The following is a 23,217-nucleotide window of genomic DNA, read 5'->3' as shown; positions in this document are numbered from 1 at the left end:
TGAATATACATTATCATATACATAAAGAAACATGGAATTAGCAAGTAAGTACAATCCCGCTGACGTGGAGGGAAAGTGGTACCAGTATTGGCTGGAACACCGTTTATTCAGTTCGAAACCCGATGGTCGTGAACCTTACACCATCGTCATTCCGCCCCCGAACGTCACCGGTGTGTTGCACATGGGACACATGCTTAATAATACCATTCAGGATATTTTGGTTCGTCGTGCCCGTATGGAAGGCAAGAATGCCTGCTGGGTGCCGGGAACTGATCACGCTTCCATCGCTACCGAAGCAAAAGTTGTAAACAAACTTGCTGCCCAGGGCATCAAGAAGACAGACCTGACCCGTGATGAGTTCCTGAAACATGCCTGGGACTGGACAGAAGAGCACGGAGGCATTATCCTGAAGCAACTCCGCAAATTGGGTGCATCCTGTGACTGGGACCGTACCGCCTTTACTATGGATGAGGAACGCAGCAAAAGCGTATTGAAAGTATTTGTAGACCTGTACAACAAAGGATTGATTTACCGTGGTGTCCGTATGGTAAACTGGGACCCGAAAGCGTTGACTGCCCTTTCCGACGAAGAAGTGATCTACAAGGAAGAGCACGGAAAACTGTTCTATCTCCGCTATAAGGTGGAAGGTGATCCGGAAGGCCGCTATGCAGTAGTAGCAACGACCCGCCCCGAAACAATCATGGGCGATACGGCAATGTGCATCAACCCCAACGACCCCAAGAACGCATGGCTGAAAGGAAAGAAAGTAATCGTTCCGTTGGTAAACCGTGTTATCCCTGTCATCGAAGACGATTATGTGGACATTGAGTTCGGTACCGGTTGTCTGAAAGTAACTCCGGCCCATGACGTAAATGACTATATGTTGGGTGAAAAGTATAATCTGCCCAGCATCGACATCTTCAACGATAACGGGACTTTGAGCGAAGCTGCCGGGTTATATATCGGTATGGATCGTTTCGACGTCCGCAAGCAGATTGAGAAAGACCTCGATGCTGCCGGATTGCTCGAAAAGACAGAAGCCTACACAAATAAAGTAGGTTACTCAGAGCGTACCAATGTAGTGATCGAACCGAAATTGTCTATGCAGTGGTTCCTCAAAATGCAGCATTTTGCCGATATGGCATTGCCTCCGGTAATGAACGATGAGTTGAAATTCTATCCTGCCAAATATAAGAATACATACCGGCACTGGATGGAGAACATCAAAGACTGGTGTATCAGCCGCCAGTTGTGGTGGGGACATCGTATTCCTGCTTACTTCCTGCCGGAAGGTGGCTATGTGGTAGCCGCCACTCCCGAAGAAGCGCTGGCTAAAGCCAAAGAGAAAACAGGAAACGCCGCTTTGACGATGGATGATCTTCGTCAGGACGAAGACTGTCTGGATACTTGGTTCTCTTCCTGGTTGTGGCCTATCTCCCTGTTTGACGGAATCAATCATCCGGGTAACGAGGAAATCAGCTATTACTATCCGACCAGCGACCTGGTGACCGGACCGGATATCATCTTCTTCTGGGTGGCACGTATGATCATGGCGGGTTACGAATATGAAGGAAAGATGCCGTTCAAGAACGTTTACTTTACAGGGATCGTTCGCGACAAACTGGGACGTAAGATGTCCAAGTCACTCGGCAACTCACCCGACCCGTTGGAACTGATCGACAAATATGGTGCTGACGGTGTCCGTATGGGAATGATGCTGGCAGCTCCCGCCGGAAACGATATTCTTTTTGACGACGCGCTCTGCGAACAGGGACGTAACTTCTGCAGTAAGATATGGAACGCCTTCCGTCTGATCAAGGGCTGGACGGTTGACGATAATATTCAGGCTCCGGATGCCGCTAAACTGGCTGTCCACTGGTTTGAATCCAAACAGAACGAGGTAGCTGCCGAAGTAGCGGACTTGTTCAGCAAATACCGTCTGAGCGAAGCATTGATGGCTGTTTATAAATTATTCTGGGATGAATTCTCTTCCTGGTATCTGGAAATGATTAAACCGGCTTACGGACAGGGAATTGACCGTACCACTTATGACGCTACTCTCTGCTTCCTCGATAACCTGTTGCATCTGCTTCATCCGTTTATGCCGTTCATCACAGAAGAATTGTGGCAACAGATGTACGAACGTAATGCGGAAGAAGGAGAAAGTCTGATGGTAAGTGCATTGAGCATGGATACTTATGTAGACACCGCATTCGTTGCACAGTTTGAAGTTGTCAAGGGAGTTATCAGTAATATCCGCAGCATCCGTCTGCAAAAGAACATAGCTCAGAAAGAACCGCTTGATTTGCAGGTGCTGGGTGAAAATCCGGTTGCAGAGTTCAATGCGGTGATCCAGAAGATGTGTAACCTTTCTTCTATCACAGTGGTAGAGAGCAAGGTGGAAGGTGCTTCTTCCTTCATGGTAGGAACTACCGAATACGCTGTGCCATTGGGCAACATGATTGATGTAGAAGCCGAAATCGCCCGTATGGAAGCTGAACTGAAACATAAGGAAGGATTCCTGCAAGGTGTATTGAAGAAACTCAGCAATGAGAAATTTGTCAATAATGCCCCTGCAGCCGTTCTCGAAATGGAACGTAAGAAGCAGGCCGATGCGGAAAGTATCATCAGTTCTTTGAAAGAAAGCATCGCAGCTTTAAAAAAGGCATAATGAACTGATACATAAAAATATGTAATGGAGAGGCATCCCGATAGATTTGGGATGCCTTTCTTTTTAAAAGATAAAAATAATACTATCTTTGCTTCCACTTTTAATCACACAGCAAAATGAAACAATTACTGCGAATATGCTTAACAGGTGCGTTCTTTCTTCTTTTCGAAGGACTCCTTTCCCCTATGTTGGCAGATAATGGGAAATCAGATAAAGAAATATTAGTTTTGAATTCTATTAACTTCAACCTTCCCTGGGCCAAAAACTTCTATTGGTATGTGCACGATGTTCTTCAGGAACAGGGAATAACCGCCAGAGCGGAATCATTGTCTGTCCCGGCCTTGCAGGATACGATGGAGGTAAATGCGGTCATCGAGCATCTGCGTCAGAAATATCCGCTTCCTCCTGCCGCTATTGTGATAATTGGCGATCCGGGCTGGATTGTCTGCCGTCCTTTATTTGACGACCTGTGGAAAGATGTTCCGGTGATCATAACGAACTCCCGTGACCGCCTGCCTGCTACCTTGGATATTCTGCTCTCTCATGCCCCGTTGAATGAGACCAACAGCGTCCCCGCCCAAGAGTGGAGAAAAGGCTACAACCTGACTACCCTGAAACAGCATTACTATGTGAAGGAAACCGTTGAACTGATCTATAGCCTGATACCTGATATGGATCGCCTGGCATTTATCTCGGACGACCGCTACATCAGTGAAGAAACCCGCGGAGACGTGAAAGAAGCTGTTGAAAAGCATTTCCCAAACCTGCCTTTAGAATTGCTTTCTACCATTCACTTGTCAACAGAAATGCTTCTGGACACCTTGCGCAGCTATAAAGCAAACACCGGAATTATTTATTATTCATGGTTTGAGTCGCATAATAAAGAAGATAATAATTATCTTTTTGATCATATTCAGGAGATTATCACCAATTTTACGTCCTCTCCCTTGTTCCTGCTTTCTTCCGAAGACTTGTCCAATAATACTTTTGCAGGAGGCTATTACGTTTCTGCAGAATCATTCGGCGATTCCTTGCTTGAAATTATTGGCCGTGTGCTGCATGGAGAACAGGCGGAGGACATTCCCGAAAGTATAGGAGGAAAGGCGAGTGCCTACCTCTGTTATCCGGTGCTGGAATCCTACAATATTCCCTATCACCTTTATCCCGAACGAGCTGTTTATGTCAACGAACCTAAAAGTATATTTCATCAATACTGCGTTGAAATCCTTTCCTGTTCCATTTTCCTTCTTATTTTGATAGCAGCGATCACCTATTATATACGTATTCTTCGCAAGGCATACACTCGTCTGAGTGAGGCAATGGAAAAGGCGGAGCAGGCGAATCAGTTGAAATCCGCCTTTCTGGCTAATATGAGTCATGAAATCCGCACTCCGTTGAATGCGATTGTCGGCTTCTCGAATATGTTGCCGGATATAGAAGATCGTAAGGAGATGCGCGAATATGCAGACATCATCGAAACAAATACCGACTTGCTTCTTCAACTGATCAATGATATTCTGGACATGTCCAAAATCGAAGCCGGCACTTTTGACTTCTGCCCTTCATTGATAGATGTCAATCAGACAATGGAAGAAATTGAACAGAGTATGAGGCTTCGCTTGAAAAAAGAAACTGTCACTCTTACTTTTATCGAACGTCTGCCGGAATGTACCCTTTATACAGATAAGAATCGTTTGATACAACTGATTTCCAATTTTGTCATCAATGCTATTAAATTTACTCAGACAGGTTCTATCAGAATGGGATATCGTCTGAAGGATGCCGATACAATTTGCTTTTATGTCTCGGATACAGGCTGCGGCATGTCGGAAGAGCAATGCAAGCATGTATTCGAAAGGTTTGTGAAATACAATCCTTTTGTTCAGGGAACAGGTTTGGGACTTTCCATTTGTCAGATGATTATCGATCGCTTAGGAGGGACGATTGGAGTTGAATCAGAGGAAAACAAAGGTTCTACTTTCTGGTTTACGCTGCCTTATCGGCAAGAATAGGATTGTATCTGTCTTCTTATCCTTTATGATTGTTTGTTTTATGTATTGCAGACTTCCAAGATTTTGGTCAGCTTATTACGATGAGACAATATTCTCAATCCAATGAGAAAAGATTCTCACTGCGATGAGAAAAAGTTCTCGCTGTGGTGAGAAAAAATTCTCATCATGATGAGAATGGTTGAGAATTTATGATCTGTATCAGCTTGTACTATAGATAAATACAGATTTACTACTTTCTGTTTTATAGCTTTAATTGATAGAGCAAAAAAGAACTTTACCTAAAAAGAGACCGTTTTTCTCTATTTAGTTAAAGGATGGTATAGGTTTAATAGGTACGAATCCAATTTATTGGAAGAAGTCACTTATATTAAGGAAATAGTAAAGGAAGCAGCAATGGCAGATAGTCTTTTAAATCGATGCGTAATTGTTTGAGTGCTTGCTGAATACGATAATCTACAGTCTTTGGAGACACTTCCAATGTTTCTGCAATTTCTTTGTAGCTCATATCCCGGAAACGATGCATAACAAATGCTTGCCGGTAATTTTCCGGTAATGCAGTAACCGCCTCTTCAATACGTTTGGTTAGCTCTTTAATTTGATAGAAGTCCATATCCTGTATCATCTCTTGCATTTCTTCATAGAAACGCGTATCAGCACGTTTGATGGCATCAATGTGTGCAAGCTTATTTAAAGCCTTGTGATGTACCATTTTAAAGAGATAAGAACTTAATGATGATTCAATAATTAGGTTTTCCCGGTTTTCCCATATCCATAGAAGGGAGTCTTGCACAATTTCTTCTGCATCGTGGAAGTCAACATATTTATGACCATAGGCACATAGCACTGCATAGTATTGCCTGAATAGCGTTTCAAAGGCTTTTAGGCCTCCACGCTGTATTTCAGATAATTGAGGGTCATTCCTCTTTATGTGTACTTCCTTCATTTATTAAATTCTAATTTACTGCAAATATAGCTTTTTTATAATAAAATAAAGATTTTCTGAAAAAAATAAGGTTTTCGTTTAGGAATGTCATGGTTTGGTCTTGTCATATAATAAAAGGTAGAATAAAGGATGAAAGAATTAGATAATAATAGAATAGAAGAATTGCTTCCTCGTTATTGTGAGGGGAGGCTGAGCGAGGAGGAACGTCTGGAAGTGGAAGCGTGGATAGATGAGTCGGAGGAGAATAAACGAGTTGCTACTCAGACTTTTGCCCTTTATTTGGCTGTGGACACGGTTCAGGTAATGAAGAAAGTTGATACGGAGAAAGCTTTACTGAAAGTAAAGGGAAAAATGTCGGACCGTGAAGTGAGAAGGACAGTGTGGTGGGAGTGGACACAACGTGCTGCTGCAATTCTGTTTATTCCGCTTCTTACCTTATTTATATGGCAGAACTGGAAAGGGGATACCGGTGAGGTAGCGGAGATGATGGAAGTTAAGACCAGTCCTGGAATGACAACTTCGTTGACATTACCCGATGGTACAATTGTTTATTTAAATTCGGAATCTTCTTTGTCTTATCCTTCTCGCTTTAATGGAGATTTCCGTAAAGTGACGTTGAGTGGTGAAGCATACTTTGAAGTGGCCAAAGATCCGGAAAAGAAATTTATCCTTTCTACTACACATCAATCACAGATAGAAGTATTGGGTACATGTTTCAATGTGGAAGCATATGAACAGAATACAGAGGTTATTACAACTTTGATTGAAGGAAAAGTAGATTTTATGTTCGAGAAAGATGCTGGGGTGAAACACGTGTTCTTATCTCCAAGAGAGAAGTTGGTGTATGATTCGGAGACTGATAAAGTCCGCCTTTATAAAACTTCGGGAAAATCAGAGTTGGCTTGGAAAGATGGAGAAGTTGTTCTTGATAATACACCTTTGGAAGAAGCTTTATGGATGTTGGAAAAAAGATATAGTGTGAAATTTGTTATTAAGAACGAAAAACTGAAGAATAGTTCGTTTACGGGAACCTTTACAAATCAACGTTTGGAGAAGATCCTGGAATATTTTAAAGTATCCTCCAAAATACGTTGGCAACATATCAATGATGATAAGGATGGAAGTGACAGAAAAAAAGAGATAATAGAAATTTATTGATTAACCTTTAACAATTTAATAGTATGAAAGCAAAACTTACCTAGAAAAAAGTATGGGAAGATTTTGGCAGATCTCCCCATACTAAAATGAATCAATTGAAAATGCTTGTTGGCAGACAAGCATAGTTAACTCATTTTCAACTTAAATCAATACAAAATTATGCAAAACAATTTTAGCATCCAAGTTTTAAGGGTGGTAAAGTCTTTTTGGCTAACCTCGAAAAAAATCCCACGTACTATGAGACTGGTTATTTTATTCTTATTTTGTTTTGTCGGATTAACTAATGCGACAGATAGTTATGCTCAATCTGCAAAGGTTACGATGAATGTACGTAATCAGACAGTTGAGGATGTATTAAGAGCGATAGAGAAGCAAACAGAATTTAGTTTCTTCTACAACAATGCTCATATAAATTTGAAACGGTTGGTGACAATCTCCGCTAACCGTAATGATATCTTTAAAGTTCTTGACGAAGTATTTAAAAATACGAGTGTAGAATATAAGGTAATAGATAAAAAGATCATTCTGTCCACGGAGTTGGCATCTGTCGAACAGGCGCATCAGGAAAAGGTAAAAGTAAGCGGACGAGTAGTGGATGCGGCAGGTGAACCGGTAATCGGTGCTAGTGTGATAGAAAAAGGCTCTACCAATGGCACGATCACTGATATGGACGGTAATTTTATCTTGAATGTTGGTTCAAAAGACGCCATTCTTGAAATCTCTTATATTGGTTATCAAGGACAGTCCCTGAAAGTAACTCCGGGAAAGACGCTGTCGGTAGTCTTGAAAGAAGACACACAGAGTCTGGACGAAGTGGTAGTAGTTGGTTTTGGCGTACAGAAGAAAGCGAACCTGACCGGCGCGGTATCTCAAGTAAAGATGGATGATGTACTGGGGAGCCGTCCTGTTGTCAATGCCATGAGTGCTTTGCAGGGTGCGATGCCGGGACTTCAGATTACTCCTAATAATGATGCTGCCGGTCCGGGACAGAGCAAATCATTCAATATTCGTGGTACGACTTCCATCAATGGCGGTGGTCCGTTGGTGTTGATAGATAATGTTCCGGGGGATATCGATATGTTGAATCCCGAAGATATCGAAAGTGTTTCTGTGTTGAAAGATGCCGCCTCGGCCGCTATCTATGGTGCGCGTGCCGCTTTCGGTGTAATACTTGTGACTACAAAGAAGGCGAAGAAAGGCGACGGGTTTCATGTCAATTATAATAATAATTTTGGTTTTCAGAGTTCTATCAATCGTCCGGAACAGGCTGACGGGCTGGAGTGGATGCAGGCTTACCTGGACGGCGAGTTCAATGCCGGTAAATACTACACCGGGCAAGATATCAAAACTTGGATGAACTACCTGACCGAATATCGTAAGAATCCGGGTAAATTCCAGACTACCGGAGACGGAGTATATGTAGACCCGGAAACAGGATTGAATTATTACCTGAATGAGAAAGACCTGTATGCCAATATGCTTGATGATTACGGTTTTCTGCAAGCACATAATGTGTCATTGAGCGGTGGTACTGATAAGCTGGCTTATCGTCTGTCCCTTGGCTATAATAGCGAGCAAGGTATTTTGATCACCGATAAAGACCGCTACAAACGTTTGTCGGGTAGTGCCTATATTTCTGCCGAAATCACCTCGTGGCTGACTCAGTCTGTAGATATACGCTATGCTCAGAGTGACAAGAATATGCCTGTAACTTCGGATAAGACCGGATTGTATGATATGCGTTTGCCGGTTGTATATCCCGAAGGTTCCCTGACTTTGCCTGACGGCACCAGCCTGATGACGAATACGCCTTCCAACGTTTTGAGAATGGCAACGGATAACAATACAATCAGAGACAATGCCCGTATCCTGTCAAAAACGGTATTGAAACCATTGAAAGGGCTTGAAGTGGCATTCGAATATACATTTGACAAGACATGGAGTAATCAGAATGTGAATAAGGCTTCCATTGATTATACAACGGTTGAGCTGGCAAAAATACAGACTGCCACTACTTCTTCTCTGGAGACGACTCACCAAAGTACTGATTATAATGCCATCAACCTGTATGCTAATTATAGATATTCATGGAATGACACGCATAACTTGTCATTAATGGGCGGCTTCAACCAGGAATCCAGTGACTGGAAGAAATTGTATACTTATTCTTATGATATGATTAACGAGAAGTATCCGTCACATAGTACGGCTACCGGTGAGAATAAGGTTATTACAGATGATCATCGCGTGTATACCGTGCGTGGTGCTTTCTATCGTGTTAATTATGATTATAAAGGCAAATATTTGTTTGAGACCAATGGTCGTTATGACGGCTCGTCTAAATTCCCGAAGAAAAATCGTTTCGGTTTCTTCCCTTCTGTATCTGTGGGTTGGAACATTGCCCGCGAGAACTTTATGAAACCGGTTGCAGGTGACTGGCTAAGCGATCTGAAACTTCGCGGAACCTGGGGACAAATAGGTAATCAAGGCATTGACCCTTATAAATTTGTTCCGACCATGTCGCAAGTGGAAAAGAAGGATGTGGCATGGCTGGTGAATGGAGCGAAGCCGCTGACTTTGAATGCTCCGGGACTGGTCAGTGATAGTTTTACTTGGGAAACGGTAGAAACATTGGACTTTGGTTTTGATATAACTGCCTTGAACGGACGTCTGCAAAGTACTTTCGACTGGTATCGCCGTGATACGAAAGATATGCTTGCTCCGGGAGCTGAGTTGCCGTCAGTGGTAGGTGCTTCCGCACCTTTGCAGAATACCGCCGACTTGCGTACGAAAGGCTGGGAATTGTCATTGACCTGGAGAGATAGAATCGGTGCATGGGGCTATAATGTAGGCTTCAATCTTTATGACTCTAAAACAGTCGTTACCAAATACCATAATGAATCCAAGATTATCCTGAAAAGTGATGGCACGAATAATTATTATGAAGGATATGAAATCGGTTCTATCTGGGGTTATGTAACGGATGGTTACTATACAGCCGATGACTTTGAAGATACAAATACCTGGAAATTGAAAGAAGGAGTGGTGACAGTGGATGGAGTAAGTCCGCGTCCCGGCGACATCAAGTACCAGAATTTGCGTGATGATGAATCGAGTACGAATCGTATTGATACGGGAGACGGAACCTTTGACAATCCGGGAGACCGCAAGATAATCGGTAATAACTCTTTGCGTTTGCAGTATGGTATAAATCTGGGAGTCAATTACAAAGGATTTGATCTGAGTGTTTTGCTGCAAGGAGTAGGTAAACGTGATGTATGGATCAGTGATGCACGCCGCTGGCCGTTTAATTCCGGACAGTTTGGTTCACTCTTTAAAGACCAGCTGGATTATTGGAAACCGGTAGATTCTGCCAATGGTGACTGGACGGCAGCCAATCCGAATGCGGAATATTTCCGTATTTACGGGCAAGGAAACAACTCCGGTTACAATACACGTGCGCAAACGAAGTATCTGATGAATGGTTCTTATCTGCGTGTCAAGAATGTGACTTTGAGTTATAATTTTCCGAAGAGCTGGTTGGCACCTATTACATTAACGAGTTTGAAAGCGTTCGTAAGTTGTGAGAACCTTCACACATTTACTAAGCTGATGAAGGGTTATGACCCGGAACGCCTGTCTTGGGGATATCCTTTCTATCGTACGATTTCTTTTGGTTTTAATGTTACTCTTTAATTTAGAATTGGTTATGAAAAAAATAATATATACTATGCTTGCGGCAGCAGCTATCGGATTTACTTCATGCAACGATAGTTTTATGGAACGCTATCCGGATACTTCGTTGACGGAGCAGACAGTGTTCAGTAATTATAATACTTTCAAGACCTATGCCTGGGGATTATATGGAGTATTTACAAATACTAATATCCTGCGTATTCCCGGAACAAACGGAGCCTATGCCAGTGCCACATCCTATACAAGCGATATTTATGCAGGTTATCTGATGCGTCGTCAGGGTGACGGTAATCCGTATGCTTTTCAGAATGTATCCAGTTCGTCATCGGGCAATGGATGGGCATTCAGTTTCGTCTATCGGGTCAATGTCATGTTGGCAAATATCGATAACTCAGGGATGACGGATGCGGACAAGGAGCATTGGCGTTCGGTGGGATATTTTTTCCGTGCCTATTATTATTCGGAACTGATAGCTCGTTTTGGTGATGTGCCTTGGGTAGATCGTGTACTGGGTGATTCGGATAAGGAAATAGCATATGGTCCCCGTACACCTCGCAAAGAAGTTGCCGATCATGTATTGAACGATTTGATATACGCTGAAGAGCATATAAAAGAAGAAGGTGACGGTGAAAATACGATCAATGTGCATGTTGTCCGTGCTCTTCTTTCCCGTTTCTGCCTTTTTGAAGGTACATGGCGTAAATATCATGCTTTGGGGGACGAAGATAAGTACTTTGATGCTTGTATCACTTATTCCAAGAAACTGATGGATTCTTATCCCGAACTGAACAGTGATTGGGGAGAGATGCTGACATCTGACCTGAAAGGAATGAAAGGCATCATTCTGTATAAGGAATATGTAGAAAAAGAACTGACAAATTATGTACTGACGCATGTTGAACGGACATCCACCCATAATGTGGAAATGCCGCAACACATCATCGACATGTATCTTTGTAAAGATGGTAAAACGATTCATAACAGCTCGGAATATGAATGGTCGCAGGACGGGGATAATAGTATGAATGCTACTTTCCGCAATCGTGACCTTCGTCTGCTGGAGACTGTAGCTCCCCCTTATAAGGTGATCCCAAGTGCCGATAATACCAGTTGGGAGTATACTTCTGATCCCAAGGACCGTGAGTTTATGGATATCATGGGCATTACCCGTTACACAGGTTTCGGGGGCGGAAATGGGGAAGCCGGTAAACATAAAGTGTTCCCATTGATGAACTGGTCTGCTGCTATATTGAAAGGAATGCCTCACTTCTTCACCAACAATGGCGGACAAGGTTTCCTCGTAGCCCGTAGCGGTAACTATGTGTACAGATACTATAATGTATGGGACAATTCGAAAGAGAATGAAGGGACCTCAGATGTACCTTTGTTCAAGATTGATGAAGTGATGTTGAATTATGCCGAGGCTAAATTTGAAAAAGGTGGTACAGGTGCCGAAGGCTTCAATCAGACTGTTGCTGATCTTACTATCAATAAGTTACGCGATCGGGTGGGAGTTGCCCATATGAAAGTGGCCGAGATAAATGCCGGATTTGATCCGAAGCGCGACCAGACCGTAGACCCTGTATTGTGGGAGATTCGTCGCGAGCGCATAGTAGAATTGATGGGCGAAGGATTTGGATTCTACGATGTGCGCCGTTGGAAAAAAGCACCTTGGTTTATCAATAAGATACAGTATGGTCAATGGGCTACTAAAGAGCAGATTGGCGATTCCGGACAGTTTGTTGATCTTGAAAAAGGATACGCCGATACAACAGGAAAGAAAGAAGGTTTTATCTATATGTATAATGATCCTTTGGTAGCAGGTAAAGGTTGGTTAGATAAGTATTATCTGTATCAGGTGCCTACTAATGAAATCGCATTAAACCCAGAACTGGCCCCCAATAATCCGGGATGGGAGTAATAATTAACTGAAACACAAATTGAAAGAAGATGTGCAAATAACTGTTTGCCACATCTTCTTTCTTTATTAGAGCCAATGCTATATCTTTCCGACTTTTCATATATTGGAGGTTATTTTATGTGTATCAGTATAAAAGAACTATATTTTATTTTCAGTAATCGGAAATTTGAAATATATTTAGGGGTTCAAATGCTCAAACACATTTGATGACCCTTAAAAAAATAATGACTATGAACATGCGTCTTCTATTACTTTTATTATTTGGTTCTGTTGTTATGTATACAAGTTGCCGATCTACGTCTGCTCCAATCGATTCATTGGCAGCACGTGTGACGGAGAATACGTCGAAAGATCAAATCCTTTTCCGGTTGGTTATTGATGAAGCCGATCCGGCAAAGGACTACTTTGAGATAGACTCCAAGGATGACAAAGTACTGATAACCGGGAACTCTGATCTCTCACTGGCTACAGGCTTGAATTGGTACCTGAAATATGTGGCAGGTATTCATCTTTCGTGGAATAATCCCTCGCAGAAATTGCCGGAAGTACTGCCTCTGCCTCAAAAGAAAATCCGACAGACAACGGCTATGAAGAATCGATATTACCTGAATTACTGTACCTATTCCTACTCCATGGCTTTCTGGGACTGGGAACGCTGGGAGAAAGAAATAGACTGGATGGCGATGCACGGCATCAATATGCCTTTGAGTATAACAGGGATGGAGGTTGTCTGGTATAATTTGCTGAAGCGTATCGGATATACGACGGAGGAGATCAATGAGTTTATTTCCGGTCCTGCCTTTATGGCATGGTGGCAGATGAATAATCTGGAAGGATGGGGCGGCCCGAATCCCGACAGTTGGTATCGGCAACAGGAAGCACTGCAAAAGAAGATCATTGCCCGAATGAGGGAGCTGGGCATTGAACCGGTATTCCCCGGATATGCAGGAATGGTCCCCCGTAATATCGGAGAGAAACTGGGATATCAGATTGCCGATCCCGGTAAATGGTGCGGTTTCCCTCGTCCGGCTTTTCTTTCTACGGAAGATGAACATTTCGATTCATTTGCTGCCATGTATTATGAGGAGTTGGAGAAACTGTACGGAAAAGCAAAGTATTACAGTATGGACCCCTTTCATGAAGGAGGAAATACGGAAGGAGTAGACTTGGCAAAGGCGGGAACTTCTATTATGGGTGCTATGAAGAAAGCGAATCCGGAGGCTGTGTGGGTGATGCAGGCATGGCAGGCGAATCCGCGGGAAGCGATGGTCAACACGCTCGATTCCGGTGATTTGCTGGTACTGGATTTGTATAGTGAAAAGCTACCGCAATGGGGTGATCCGGAGTCGATGTGGTATCGGGAGAAAGGCTTTGGAAAACATGACTGGCTTTATTGTATGCTGCTTAACTTTGGCGGTAATGTCGGTCTGCACGGACGGATGGAGCAGTTGGTGAATGGATATTATAACGCCTGTGCACATATCAACGGGAAAACATTGCGGGGGGTAGGAGCTACCCCGGAAGGAATAGAGAACAATCCGATGATGTTTGAATTGCTGTATGAGCTTCCCTGGCGGGAAGAACGATTCTCACCGGACATATGGTTGCAAGGATATCTGAAGGCGCGTTATGGAGATGATTTGTCGCCGGAAGTAACAGAAGCGTGGCGTGCGTTGGAGCATACTGTTTATAATGCTCCGAAGAATTATCAGGGAGAAGGTACAGTCGAATCTCTGTTATGTGCCCGTCCGGGATTTCATTTGGACAGAACATCAACCTGGGGATATGCCAAGTTATTCTATTCACCTGACTCAACAGCGAAAGCAGCTCAGCTACTACTTTCTGTCGCAGATCGGTATAAAGGAAATAATAACTTTGAATATGATCTGGTGGACATCGTACGTCAGAGTCTGGCAGATAAGGCGAATGTATTGCTTGAAGAAATCTCCCAAAGTTATGACCGGAAAGACAAGGATAGCTTCAGAAAGCAGACACAACAATTTTTAGGATTGATATTATCTCAAGACAGTTTACTGTCCACCCGAAAAGAGTTCTCTGTATCTTCATGGTTATCTGCTGCCCGTTCCTTGGGAACTACAGAAGAAGAAAAGAAACTTTATGAATGGAATGCTTCTGCACTGATCACCGTTTGGGGTGACAGTATAGCTGCCAATCAAGGAGGTCTGCATGATTATTCCCATCGGGAATGGAGTGGCCTTTTGAAAGACTTGTACTATCAACGTTGGAATACCTTCTTTGAACAGAAACAGCAGGAACTGGACGGTAAACTCGATAAATCTACGGCAGAACCGATCCACTTCTATGGCATGGAGAAAGCATGGGCGGAGAAAAGTAAAACTGTCGATGTATCCGGCAAGAACGGACCATCTGTGATTGAGACGGCAAAGACCGTGTATCGGTCAGCAGTTGAATGAGCCGCCTCCTGTAGAGCTCTTACATATAACTTTAAATAAATAATCGGAAGTAAAAGGGATTGCCTGTTTACTTCCGATTATTCTTATATGGTTATGATTATTTATTTCTCCAGCAAATTCTTTAGAAACTCATCCAACTCTTTGTCCAGCCCTTTCAGTAATTCATCATCCACCAGTATCGTATCGTCATCTACCAACAACAATTCGGCAACAGTTTCCTTGTCTTCATCTACCAATACGAATGAATACGGTTTCAGTATCGTTATTTTTTCAAAGTCGCCCGCCTCTTTCATTCGGCATAGGATACTTTTCAGGCTTGGCTCCACATTCTCCATGAAATCATCCCCATCGTAAGTCGCCCACTCTTCAATCATCACATTTGCCAGTTCCTCATCATCGTCGTTAAAAATAGTGAGTTGTCCCGATGTTTGGTCCGGTTGTAAATGAATATCGGTTACGGCTGTCTGGTCGCAGCCACATACATATTTGCCGACTGCCTTTTGGATAGCCGATTCGATGGTAGATAGAGATTGTTGGCTCAGTTTCATAGGTTCTTCCTTTTTGTTACCTCAAAGGTATAAAAAAAATAATAATCAATGCATGATTTCCTTAAAAATCATCATTAAATCGTTCCATTTGCATTTTTAGCTTGGGTAATTGGCTGTTACGCTCCTTCAATTCGTTTGCATAAAGGGTTGTCATATAATAATTCGGCACATCATCGATGGTAGCATACGTAGCATTTTCGGCAATGTTTTTCTTGTCTACTTTTTGAGCAAGTTGCTGTGCTTTGACTGCCCATTCTTCTGCCTGTGCGAGGCTGTCCTTCATCTCGTAATATACTGCGATGTTAAGTGCGGCTTTCATCTTTTTTTTGTCCTTCTTGGTTCCGTCGTACACCTGTTTCCAGAGCTCGTAGGCTCTGTCCCATGAGTTTTCGCGTACAAAGATGGCTGCGTCACGCATCTGTACCGAACCGCCCGTGTACAGGTATCGTTTGCTCGTCTTCCAGAGAGGCAGCAGTTGTTTGACGGGAATAGTTCCTGCAAATTCAGAAGCTTCCCGCAACATCTGCGCGTCCGGAATCATGTGTGCAAATGTTTCTGTTACCGTTTCTCCGTATTCTTCCCAGAAGATACTGTCGGTCGGATGCAGCGTAGTCATCGGTTTGCTGCGTGAAGGCAGATATACTTTGACCGTCGGGTAGGCTTTTACATCCACTGTACCCAGATAGCAGTTAAAATCACGGATGTAACGCACCGTTTTAGTCGCTTTGAATTGCAGGTTCTCCATGGCGATGATACAGTCCACTCCCAAGTCTGATGCCAGCTGTTGGACTTCCTCCTGACTCAACGTACTTTCGCGTGGAAACTTATCATTAGCCCGTAAGGCGGAATCACAGATCACCACTACATCGAAATAGTTCTGATGAGCGATTTCTTCAGCCAGTGATTCGGCTGCAATCTTAACATTGCCATTTGCATAGGCTGTGGCATGACTGATTTCGGGGACATTTTCCTTAGGCTTTTCGGTTTGTGTGATCAGCTTGTTATCCGGTTCGGTGCTGGTGTTATTCACGATAGCCACTTTGCGGAGCTGAGAAGGAAAAGTCATGTCTCCGGGCTGCATGTAGTCAATAGAAATCTGCTCCAGGCTCTGACAGCTGCCGAGCGCTAACAATAGCAGAGAAACCAATGCCAGTGAATAGAATTTTGCCATAGTCTTGATATCTTTAGTAGTTTAAGCAAAAGTAGTATTTTGAATGAATAAAAGAAAGCCTCAAACAGTTTTTAACCGTTTGAGGCTTTCTTTTAGATTATAATCTTACACCGGACTGCTGTCAAGCATTCTGTCCGTGGCAGTTTTTATACTTCTTACCGCTTCCGCATGGACAAGGATCATTACGTCCTACTGTCTTTTCCGCACGGATCGGTTCGCGTCTTTGTTGCTCGCGAGTATCCTGACTGGCAGCAGCCTGTTGGTTCGGATCGCTCAGATCTTGCTTCTGCTCACGATACTTGCTCATATCCTGACGCTGCTCGGGAGCTGCCTGACGTACTTCTACACGGCGTGGGGCCTGTTGCTCGTCTGCCGGAGCTTCCTGTACAGGGATCTGTCCACGCATCAGAATAGAGATAGTCTGGTTGTTGATCTTGTTCACCATAGCGTCAAACAACGTTACGGATTCCAGCTTGTAGATCAACAGCGGGTCTTTCTGTTCGTAGCTTGCGTTCTGTACAGAGTGTTTCAACTCATCGAGTTCACGCAGGTTTTCTTTCCATGCTTCGTCGATAACGTGCAGCAGGATTGATTTCTCGAACGATTTCACCACTTCTTTTGATTCGGACTCGTAAGCAGCTTTCAGATTACAAGAGATATTGTACATCCGTTTTCCGTCTGTGATAGGAATCAGAATGTTTTCGTACATATGTCCCTGGTTTTCGTATACTTGCTTGATGACCGGATTAGCGATTTGTGCCAGACGCTCCGTTTTGCGTTTGAAGTTCTCCATGGCAATGTTGAATGTCTTTTCTGCCAGAGTATCCTTCTTTTCATTGCGGAATTCTTCTTCAGTGAACGGAGTTTCCATAGCCAATGTCTGGAGCAGTTCCATCTGACAACCTTCGTAGTCGTTATTCTCGATTGCATTCGCGCAACGGTCCCAGATCATATTTACGATATCCATACCGATACGTTCGCCCATCAGAGCGTGGCGACGCTTGGTGTAAACAACGGTACGTTGCTTGTTCATCACGTCATCGTATTCCAACAGACGTTTACGGATACCGAAGTTGTTTTCTTCCACCTTCTTCTGTGCACGTTCGATAGAGTTGGAGATCATCTTGTGCTCGATCATTTCGCCTTCCTGGAAACCGAGTTTGTCCATTACGCTGGCAATACGGTCGGAAGAGAACAGACGCATCAGGTCATCTTCCAGTGACACGAAGAATACAGAAGAACCGGGGTCACCCTGACGTCCTGCACGACCACGCAACTGGCGGTCTACACGACGGGATTCGTGACGTTCCGTACCGATAATGGCCAAACCGCCCGCGGCTTTTACTTCCGGGCTCAGCTTGATGTCGGTACCACGACCTGCCATGTTGGTAGCGATAGTTACTGCGCAACTGAAACCGGCTTTTGCTACGATCTCAGCTTCTTTCTGGTGCAGCTTCGCATTCAATACGCTGTGCTCGATCTTACGCATGGTAAGCATTTTGCTCAGCATTTCGGAGATTTCTACCGAAGTCGTACCCACCAGTACCGGACGTCCTGCCTGTACCAGTTTTTCGATTTCTTCGATAACGGCTTTATACTTTTCGCGTTTGGTCTTGTACACGCGGTCATTCATATCTTTACGTGCGATCGGGCGGTTAGTCGGGATAACGACTACATCCAGCTTGTAGATGTCCCAGAGTTCGCCTGCTTCCGTTTCGGCAGTACCGGTCATACCGGACAGCTTGTGATACATACGGAAGTAGTTCTGCAAAGTGATCGTGGCGAAAGTCTGTGTGGCAGCTTCTACTTTCACACGTTCTTTTGCTTCGATTGCCTGGTGCAATCCGTCGGAGTAGCGGCGACCTTCCATGATACGTCCGGTCTGTTCGTCTACAATTTTCACCTGTCCGTCGATAACAACGTATTCGTCATCTTTTTCGAACATCGTGTAAGCCTTCAGCAACTGGTTGATGGTATGTACGCGTTCCGATTTGATAGCGTAGTTGGTCAGCAGCTCATCTTTCTTTTCCAACAGTTGTTCGTTGGTCAGATTTTGATTTTCCAGTTCGGAAAGTTGTGCGGCAATATCCGGAAGAACAAACAGCGTCGGGTCTTCAGAGTTACCGGTGATCAGGTCGATACCTTTATCTGTCAGGTCTACACTGTTCAGTTTTTCTTCGATGACGAAGTACAACGGCTCAGTCACTTCGTGCATACGCTTGTTGTTCTGCTCCATGTAGATCTCTTCGGTCTTCAGCATACCGGCTTTGATACCTTGTTCACTGAGGAACTTGATCAATGCCTTGTTCTTCGGCAGACACTTGTGGCTACGATAAAGAGCAAGGAATCCTTCTTCCACTTCCTTCTTGTCGTTGGAGGCGATCAGGCGTTTTGCTTCGGACAGGTATTTGGTAGCAAGCACTTTTTGAGCTTCCACCAAGCGTTCTACCAGCGGGCGAAGTTGTTCGAACAGTTGGTCGTCACCTTTCGGCACCGGACCGGAAATAATCAACGGAGTACGGGCGTCGTCAATCAATACGGAGTCAACCTCATCGACGATGGCATAGTTGTGTGGGCGTTGTACAAGGTCTTTCGGGCTGATTGCCATGTTGTCACGCAGGTAGTCGAAACCAAATTCATTGTTTGTACCGAATGTGATATCAGCCAGATATGCCTGTCGACGAGCATCGGAGTTCGGCTGATGGCGGTCGATACAATCTACGCTGAGGCCGTGGAACATATAAAGCGGGCCCATCCATTCGGAGTCACGTTTGGCGAGGTAATCGTTCACGGTTACCACATGCACGCCGTTTCCGGTCAATGCGTTCAGGAATACCGGGAGGGTAGCTACCAGTGTTTTACCTTCACCTGTTGCCATTTCCGCAATCTTACCTTTGTGCAGAACGACACCACCGAACAGCTGTACATCGTAATGAACCATGTTCCATGTCATATCGTTACCACCCGCTATCCAGTGATTCTGGTAGATGGCTTTATCGCCTTCGATACGTACAAAATCTTTTGTAGCAGCCAGATGGCGGTCGAATTCAGTCGCAGTTACTACGATTTCTTCGTTTTCTGCAAATCGTTTGGCAGTTGCCTTGACGATAGAGAAAGCTACGGGCAACACTTCGTCCAGTGCTTTCTCGTATTTTTCGAGAATTTCTTTCTCTATCTTATCTATTTGTGCAAAGATGTCTTCGCGGTCTTCCAGTTCTGTGTTTTCAACGCTCGCTTTGAGTTCTTCCACTTTTGCGCGTTCGTTAGCCGCCGACTCATAGATATATTTTTTGAGTTCTTCCGTTTTGGCACGGAGGGCGTCGTTGTCCAGTGCTTCAATCTCCGGATAGGCAGCTTTGATCTTTTCTACCCAGGGCTTGATTTCTTTCATGTCTCGCGTGGATTTGTTTCCGAAAATCGAGCTTAAAATTTCATTAAATCCCATGTTATATTATTTAGTTTATTATTATTTCTTGATTGTCTGCACGGCATTTTTTTCACTTTCCGGGAAAGAGGAACGGCATAAACCTGTTGCCAAGCTGTGCAGAGTGATTATAAAATCCGCGCAAAGTTACATTAAAATGCTGATTTATTTATGTTTTGCGCATGGTTTTTGTGAGGAATCTTTTACCGAAGATCGGTAATAGGGGCAGAAGAAGAGGCATTGGGAGCCCGGATGCGCATGAAATGAGCCAGTGTAGGCGCAATATGGTCAATGGTTACAGGGGTCTGAATAATGGCCGGTTTCACGGAATGTCCCATGAAGATCAGCGGTGCGGGGATATAGGAGTGGCGTACCACCTTGTTTTCATTGCCGTTTTCGCTGACAATGGTCCATCCCGGCAATACATCGATTACGAGGTCGCCGGAACGTTTGCGGTGATAGCCGTTACGTATTCTGTATATTTCCGGAGTCCATGAACCCAGGAGAAGCCGATAGGCGGAATATGCCTCGTTTACTCCACTGAACTGCATCAGGAAGTCGGCGGACTTTTCCTGCACTTCTGTCTGGTTCAGTTGCTTTTGTTCCAGTAGTTTATGGTTCAGGTATATTTGCTGGTCATGATAGGCTTCTACATATTTCCCTTCTCCGTAAGTAGCCATCAGAAACATGTTCAGCAATGCGGTGCAGCGGTTGAGATGGAACTCTCCGGTCGGTATTTTGTACAATCCCGAATCGGTTGATTCGCTGTCCGTATATCCGGTGGAAGTGACAAAAATAAGTACATTTTGCAGGCCTACTTTCTTGTCGAGCAGGTCAAGCAGGTTGGCAATGCTGCGGTCGAGGCGTACATACGTATCCTGAATTTCCATGGCGCACTCTTGTACGGACTTGTGTGCATAGTTGCCGGCATAGTAAGTAAGTGCCAATAAGTCAGTAATGTCATCCATGCCGACCGAACCTTTTCCGATTGCTTCTTCGGCGAGGGCGTTTACTTCATCGTTGACGAATGGGCTGGTGATGAAGCGGCGGAACTTATTGTTACGGTCGTCATCAAATTTATATTTGAATACCACATCCCGCCAATCTGGCAGAAAAGTGTACATGCCACGTGGAAAAACAGGTTCCCATGTGACACTGGAGATGCGGGAGTCGATGGCTTGGCGGTCGTTATATTGGCTTGCCCACCAGGGGAATTCGCCATAATAGGTCGTTCCGCTCCATTTGCCGGTTGTGGGGTTGATCCAGAATGCTCCGTTTCCTGCATGTCCGGCAGCGAAGATGGCTGCGTCGCAGTAAGGGGCGATGGCGTATACGAGACCTTTGCCTTGTGTCGCTATTTTCAGCTCGTCGGCAATGGTAGAGGTTAATAATTTCGTCGGGGCACAGGTCTGATCGGTATAATATCCCATGAAGGCCGGGTCGTCCGTACTGTTGACAGTGCGCAGGGTGGAGACGTCCATCCATCGGTTCGAGATAATTCCATTGACGGAAGGGGTCGATCCGCTGTAGATGGCTGCCATGGCAGAGGCACGGTCTACGCCGCTGAATGTATATTCTGCATTGTGGAATACTCTTCCCTCTTTCCAGAGCCGTTTGAAGCCTCTTTCGCCGTAGAGTGACGAGAAGGCTTCCAGATAGTCCGTACGCAGTTGGTCAATCGTGAGCCCTACCACAAGTTTAGGGGCAGTAGGCAACGACTGAGCTTGTAGCCCGGTGAAGGTCAATACGGTAATCAGGGAAGTGAGTAGTCCTTTCATTATTTCTTTTTAGAGGTCAAAATCAAATTGCTCGCTGAACGTATCAGCAAACAGAGTGCCAAAGGTACAACAGCAAAGTCAAATCTTTGCGGAATTAGTGGAAAAAGCACTATAAAAAGTGTTAAAACGATCAAATTCAATGTCAGATACCAGCATTTCTTCCCTTTTCGGACACAATAAATGATGTATGGAAGAAAAAGAAGCTGTCCCGGATGGAAGACCAGTAACAGGAAATTGGAGCTGACAGCGGGGTGTTCGGAGAACAGTGCCAGAAAAGCCAGCACACAACCTACGATGCCTGCGGTGCCGAACAACACCAGATCAACTCCCCACAGTCCCGTTCTTTTGCGGAGACTGTAAATGGTTGCCGCTGCGGTAAGTATGAAAAGAAGGAGAGAGCATTGCAGTGGGGTGGGCATCCAGCCGCCTTCTTCTTCATCGGAGACAGCGTCTACGATCAGTGCTTTGTCGGATACGAGCGGACGCTGAATGGAGTCATTGGCAATCTGGGCACCTGCGAAAGCATCCATCAGATAAAAGGGGGCAAACATCATTTGACGCTGCGTGATAGGCCGGTCTGCTTCGCTTCCGATGCAGAGGTCGATGCCGAAGCGGGCCCACGGGTGCCCTTTGCAATATTGATGCACGATGTCACGGAAGGAGCGTGAGCCGTCTTGGGACTCAGACGGATAAATCACCTTTCCGATGATGCTTTCCTCTATTTTATCGCGCGGTCGGGTGGCACAGTTGTCGTAGAAGAAGTTATAACGGTATACCCGGTTTTCGGGGCGGTAATTTTCTTGTAGCAATCGGATCAGTTCTGCTTTTTCTTCCTTGCTCAGGTTGAGTGTTTGTTGCCAGACACTGCGCCCGTCAAAAGCATATTCGGCGGCAAAGTGAGCGTAATCGGTGGCTCCGAGCTGGTAGTCTGTCTCGCCTAATGAAAAACGGAATATGAAATTCGGGGTGTTGAAACTGAATAACCCGTAGTTGAATACGGCGTCGATTCCGTTGGCTGGATCTTCGTAGCGGATGGCAGTATGACCGAACAGGGAGTATATTTCTTCTCCGGGGGCGCAAGTCAGCAGACTGAGTCGGATAGAGTCGTTACCGTTGGCAGTTGTTTGTCCAAAGGGCAGGAGCAACAGGAAAAAAAGTAAAAGTATATATAAATTAGGCCGTTTCATGAAAGGACTTGTTTTATTTTGGCAGCGAATATACGAAGAATAGTTGGATTCGAAAAATAGAGCCTTCGTTTTGTCTGAACAGAGGCTCTGACCGGGGCAAATGGAGCCTCTGTTTGGGTGAAATGGAGGCTCTGTTTTCTGGTGGATAGCACGAGGAAAAGCCGCCCATACAACCGCCCCATTTTCAGCCTTTGTAACTAGTTGTATGATAGTGGATTATTGGCTTTTGAAAAATGATGCCGCCCATACACCCGCCCATATATTATTAATAAA

At 44.5% G+C, this 23,217-nt stretch carries 12 protein-coding genes; 6 read left to right on the top strand and 6 right to left on the bottom strand.

Features of this window, described 5'->3' with window-relative positions:
- Window positions 1-31 precede the first annotated feature (31 nt).
- Together HMPREF2794_RS25330 and HMPREF2794_RS25325 are read left to right on the top strand one after the other, a co-directional pair.
- Window positions 32-2,671, top strand: coding sequence for a valine--tRNA ligase (locus HMPREF2794_RS25330; RefSeq protein ID WP_055270149.1), 2,640 nt, complete (start codon window positions 32-34; stop codon window positions 2,669-2,671).
- Window positions 2,672-2,787: 116 nt separating this feature from the next.
- The gene (locus tag HMPREF2794_RS25325) at window positions 2,788-4,683 is read left to right on the top strand and encodes a sensor histidine kinase (protein WP_070753033.1); all 1,896 of its coding nucleotides are present in this window, start codon (window positions 2,788-2,790) and stop codon (window positions 4,681-4,683) included.
- Window positions 4,684-5,050: 367 nt separating this feature from the next.
- On the opposite strand, the gene HMPREF2794_RS25320 is transcribed toward HMPREF2794_RS25325, so the two are convergent.
- Complete coding sequence (locus tag HMPREF2794_RS25320) at window positions 5,051-5,626, bottom strand: RNA polymerase sigma-70 factor (RefSeq protein WP_010536949.1); 576 nt, start codon at window positions 5,624-5,626, stop codon at window positions 5,051-5,053.
- A 129-nt stretch (window positions 5,627-5,755) separates the two neighbouring features.
- Here HMPREF2794_RS25320 and HMPREF2794_RS25315 point away from each other — a divergent pair, with 129 nt between their 5' ends.
- From HMPREF2794_RS25315 to HMPREF2794_RS25300, 4 genes are all read left to right on the top strand, one after another.
- Complete coding sequence (locus tag HMPREF2794_RS25315; protein WP_010536950.1) at window positions 5,756-6,784, top strand: FecR family protein; 1,029 nt, start codon at window positions 5,756-5,758, stop codon at window positions 6,782-6,784.
- A 237-nt stretch (window positions 6,785-7,021) separates the two neighbouring features.
- On the top strand, window positions 7,022-10,480 hold the full coding sequence (locus HMPREF2794_RS25310; protein WP_010536951.1) for a TonB-dependent receptor: 3,459 nt from the start codon (window positions 7,022-7,024) through the stop codon (window positions 10,478-10,480).
- Window positions 10,481-10,493: 13 nt separating this feature from the next.
- Window positions 10,494-12,401 carry a RagB/SusD family nutrient uptake outer membrane protein gene (locus HMPREF2794_RS25305; RefSeq protein ID WP_055270181.1) on the top strand — a complete coding sequence of 636 codons (1,908 nt, stop codon included), beginning with the start codon at window positions 10,494-10,496 and terminating at the stop codon, window positions 12,399-12,401.
- 230 nt (window positions 12,402-12,631) lie between these two features.
- On the top strand, window positions 12,632-14,836 hold the full coding sequence (locus HMPREF2794_RS25300) for an alpha-N-acetylglucosaminidase (protein WP_070753053.1): 2,205 nt from the start codon (window positions 12,632-12,634) through the stop codon (window positions 14,834-14,836).
- 101 nt (window positions 14,837-14,937) lie between these two features.
- On the opposite strand, the gene HMPREF2794_RS25295 is transcribed toward HMPREF2794_RS25300, so the two are convergent.
- The 5 genes from HMPREF2794_RS25295 to HMPREF2794_RS25275 form a co-directional block, all read right to left on the bottom strand.
- On the bottom strand, window positions 14,938-15,384 hold the full coding sequence (locus tag HMPREF2794_RS25295; RefSeq protein WP_010536954.1) for a hypothetical protein: 447 nt from the start codon (window positions 15,382-15,384) through the stop codon (window positions 14,938-14,940).
- A gap of 61 nt (window positions 15,385-15,445) precedes the next feature.
- Window positions 15,446-16,555 (bottom strand): DUF6340 family protein, encoded by a 1,110-nt coding sequence (locus HMPREF2794_RS25290; protein ID WP_010536955.1) that lies wholly within the window; start codon window positions 16,553-16,555, stop codon window positions 15,446-15,448.
- 121 nt (window positions 16,556-16,676) lie between these two features.
- Window positions 16,677-20,000, bottom strand: a complete 3,324-nt coding sequence (secA, locus tag HMPREF2794_RS25285) for a preprotein translocase subunit SecA (protein WP_010536956.1) — start codon at window positions 19,998-20,000, stop codon at window positions 16,677-16,679.
- Between the two features lie 182 nt (window positions 20,001-20,182).
- Window positions 20,183-21,757, bottom strand: a complete 1,575-nt coding sequence (locus HMPREF2794_RS25280) for an alkaline phosphatase family protein (RefSeq protein ID WP_070753031.1) — start codon at window positions 21,755-21,757, stop codon at window positions 20,183-20,185.
- A complete protein-coding gene (locus HMPREF2794_RS25275) occupies window positions 21,757-22,944 on the bottom strand; it encodes a lipoprotein N-acyltransferase Lnb (protein ID WP_055270139.1) in 1,188 nt (395 codons plus the stop codon). Before HMPREF2794_RS25275 ends, HMPREF2794_RS25280 begins: the two co-directional genes overlap by 1 nt.
- Window positions 22,945-23,217: the final 273 nt, after the last annotated feature.

It is taken from the genome of Bacteroides sp. HMSC067B03, from assembly GCF_001811315.1.
Taxonomy (GTDB): Bacteria; Bacteroidota; Bacteroidia; order Bacteroidales; family Bacteroidaceae; genus Bacteroides; species Bacteroides faecis.
Note: the sequence above shows the minus strand (reverse complement) of the source record. Positions and strands in the feature narration are given on the sequence as shown.

Bases quoted from the DNA above. Each gene is read 5' to 3' on its own strand.
- HMPREF2794_RS25300 (WP_070753053.1), top strand. From the start codon at position 12,632: ATGAACATGCGTCTTCTATTACTTTTATTATTTGGTTCTGTTGTTATG.
- HMPREF2794_RS25290 (WP_010536955.1), bottom strand. From the start codon at position 16,555: ATGGCAAAATTCTATTCACTGGCATTGGTTTCTCTGCTATTGTTAGCG.
- HMPREF2794_RS25325 (WP_070753033.1), top strand. From the start codon at position 2,788: ATGAAACAATTACTGCGAATATGCTTAACAGGTGCGTTCTTTCTTCTT.
- HMPREF2794_RS25330 (WP_055270149.1), top strand. From the start codon at position 32: ATGGAATTAGCAAGTAAGTACAATCCCGCTGACGTGGAGGGAAAGTGG.
- HMPREF2794_RS25275 (WP_055270139.1), bottom strand. From the start codon at position 22,944: ATGAAACGGCCTAATTTATATATACTTTTACTTTTTTTCCTGTTGCTC.
- HMPREF2794_RS25320 (WP_010536949.1), bottom strand. From the start codon at position 5,626: ATGAAGGAAGTACACATAAAGAGGAATGACCCTCAATTATCTGAAATA.
- HMPREF2794_RS25295 (WP_010536954.1), bottom strand. From the start codon at position 15,384: ATGAAACTGAGCCAACAATCTCTATCTACCATCGAATCGGCTATCCAA.
- HMPREF2794_RS25305 (WP_055270181.1), top strand. From the start codon at position 10,494: ATGAAAAAAATAATATATACTATGCTTGCGGCAGCAGCTATCGGATTT.
- secA (WP_010536956.1), bottom strand. From the start codon at position 20,000: ATGGGATTTAATGAAATTTTAAGCTCGATTTTCGGAAACAAATCCACG.
- HMPREF2794_RS25310 (WP_010536951.1), top strand. From the start codon at position 7,022: ATGAGACTGGTTATTTTATTCTTATTTTGTTTTGTCGGATTAACTAAT.
- HMPREF2794_RS25315 (WP_010536950.1), top strand. From the start codon at position 5,756: ATGAAAGAATTAGATAATAATAGAATAGAAGAATTGCTTCCTCGTTAT.
- HMPREF2794_RS25280 (WP_070753031.1), bottom strand. From the start codon at position 21,757: ATGAAAGGACTACTCACTTCCCTGATTACCGTATTGACCTTCACCGGG.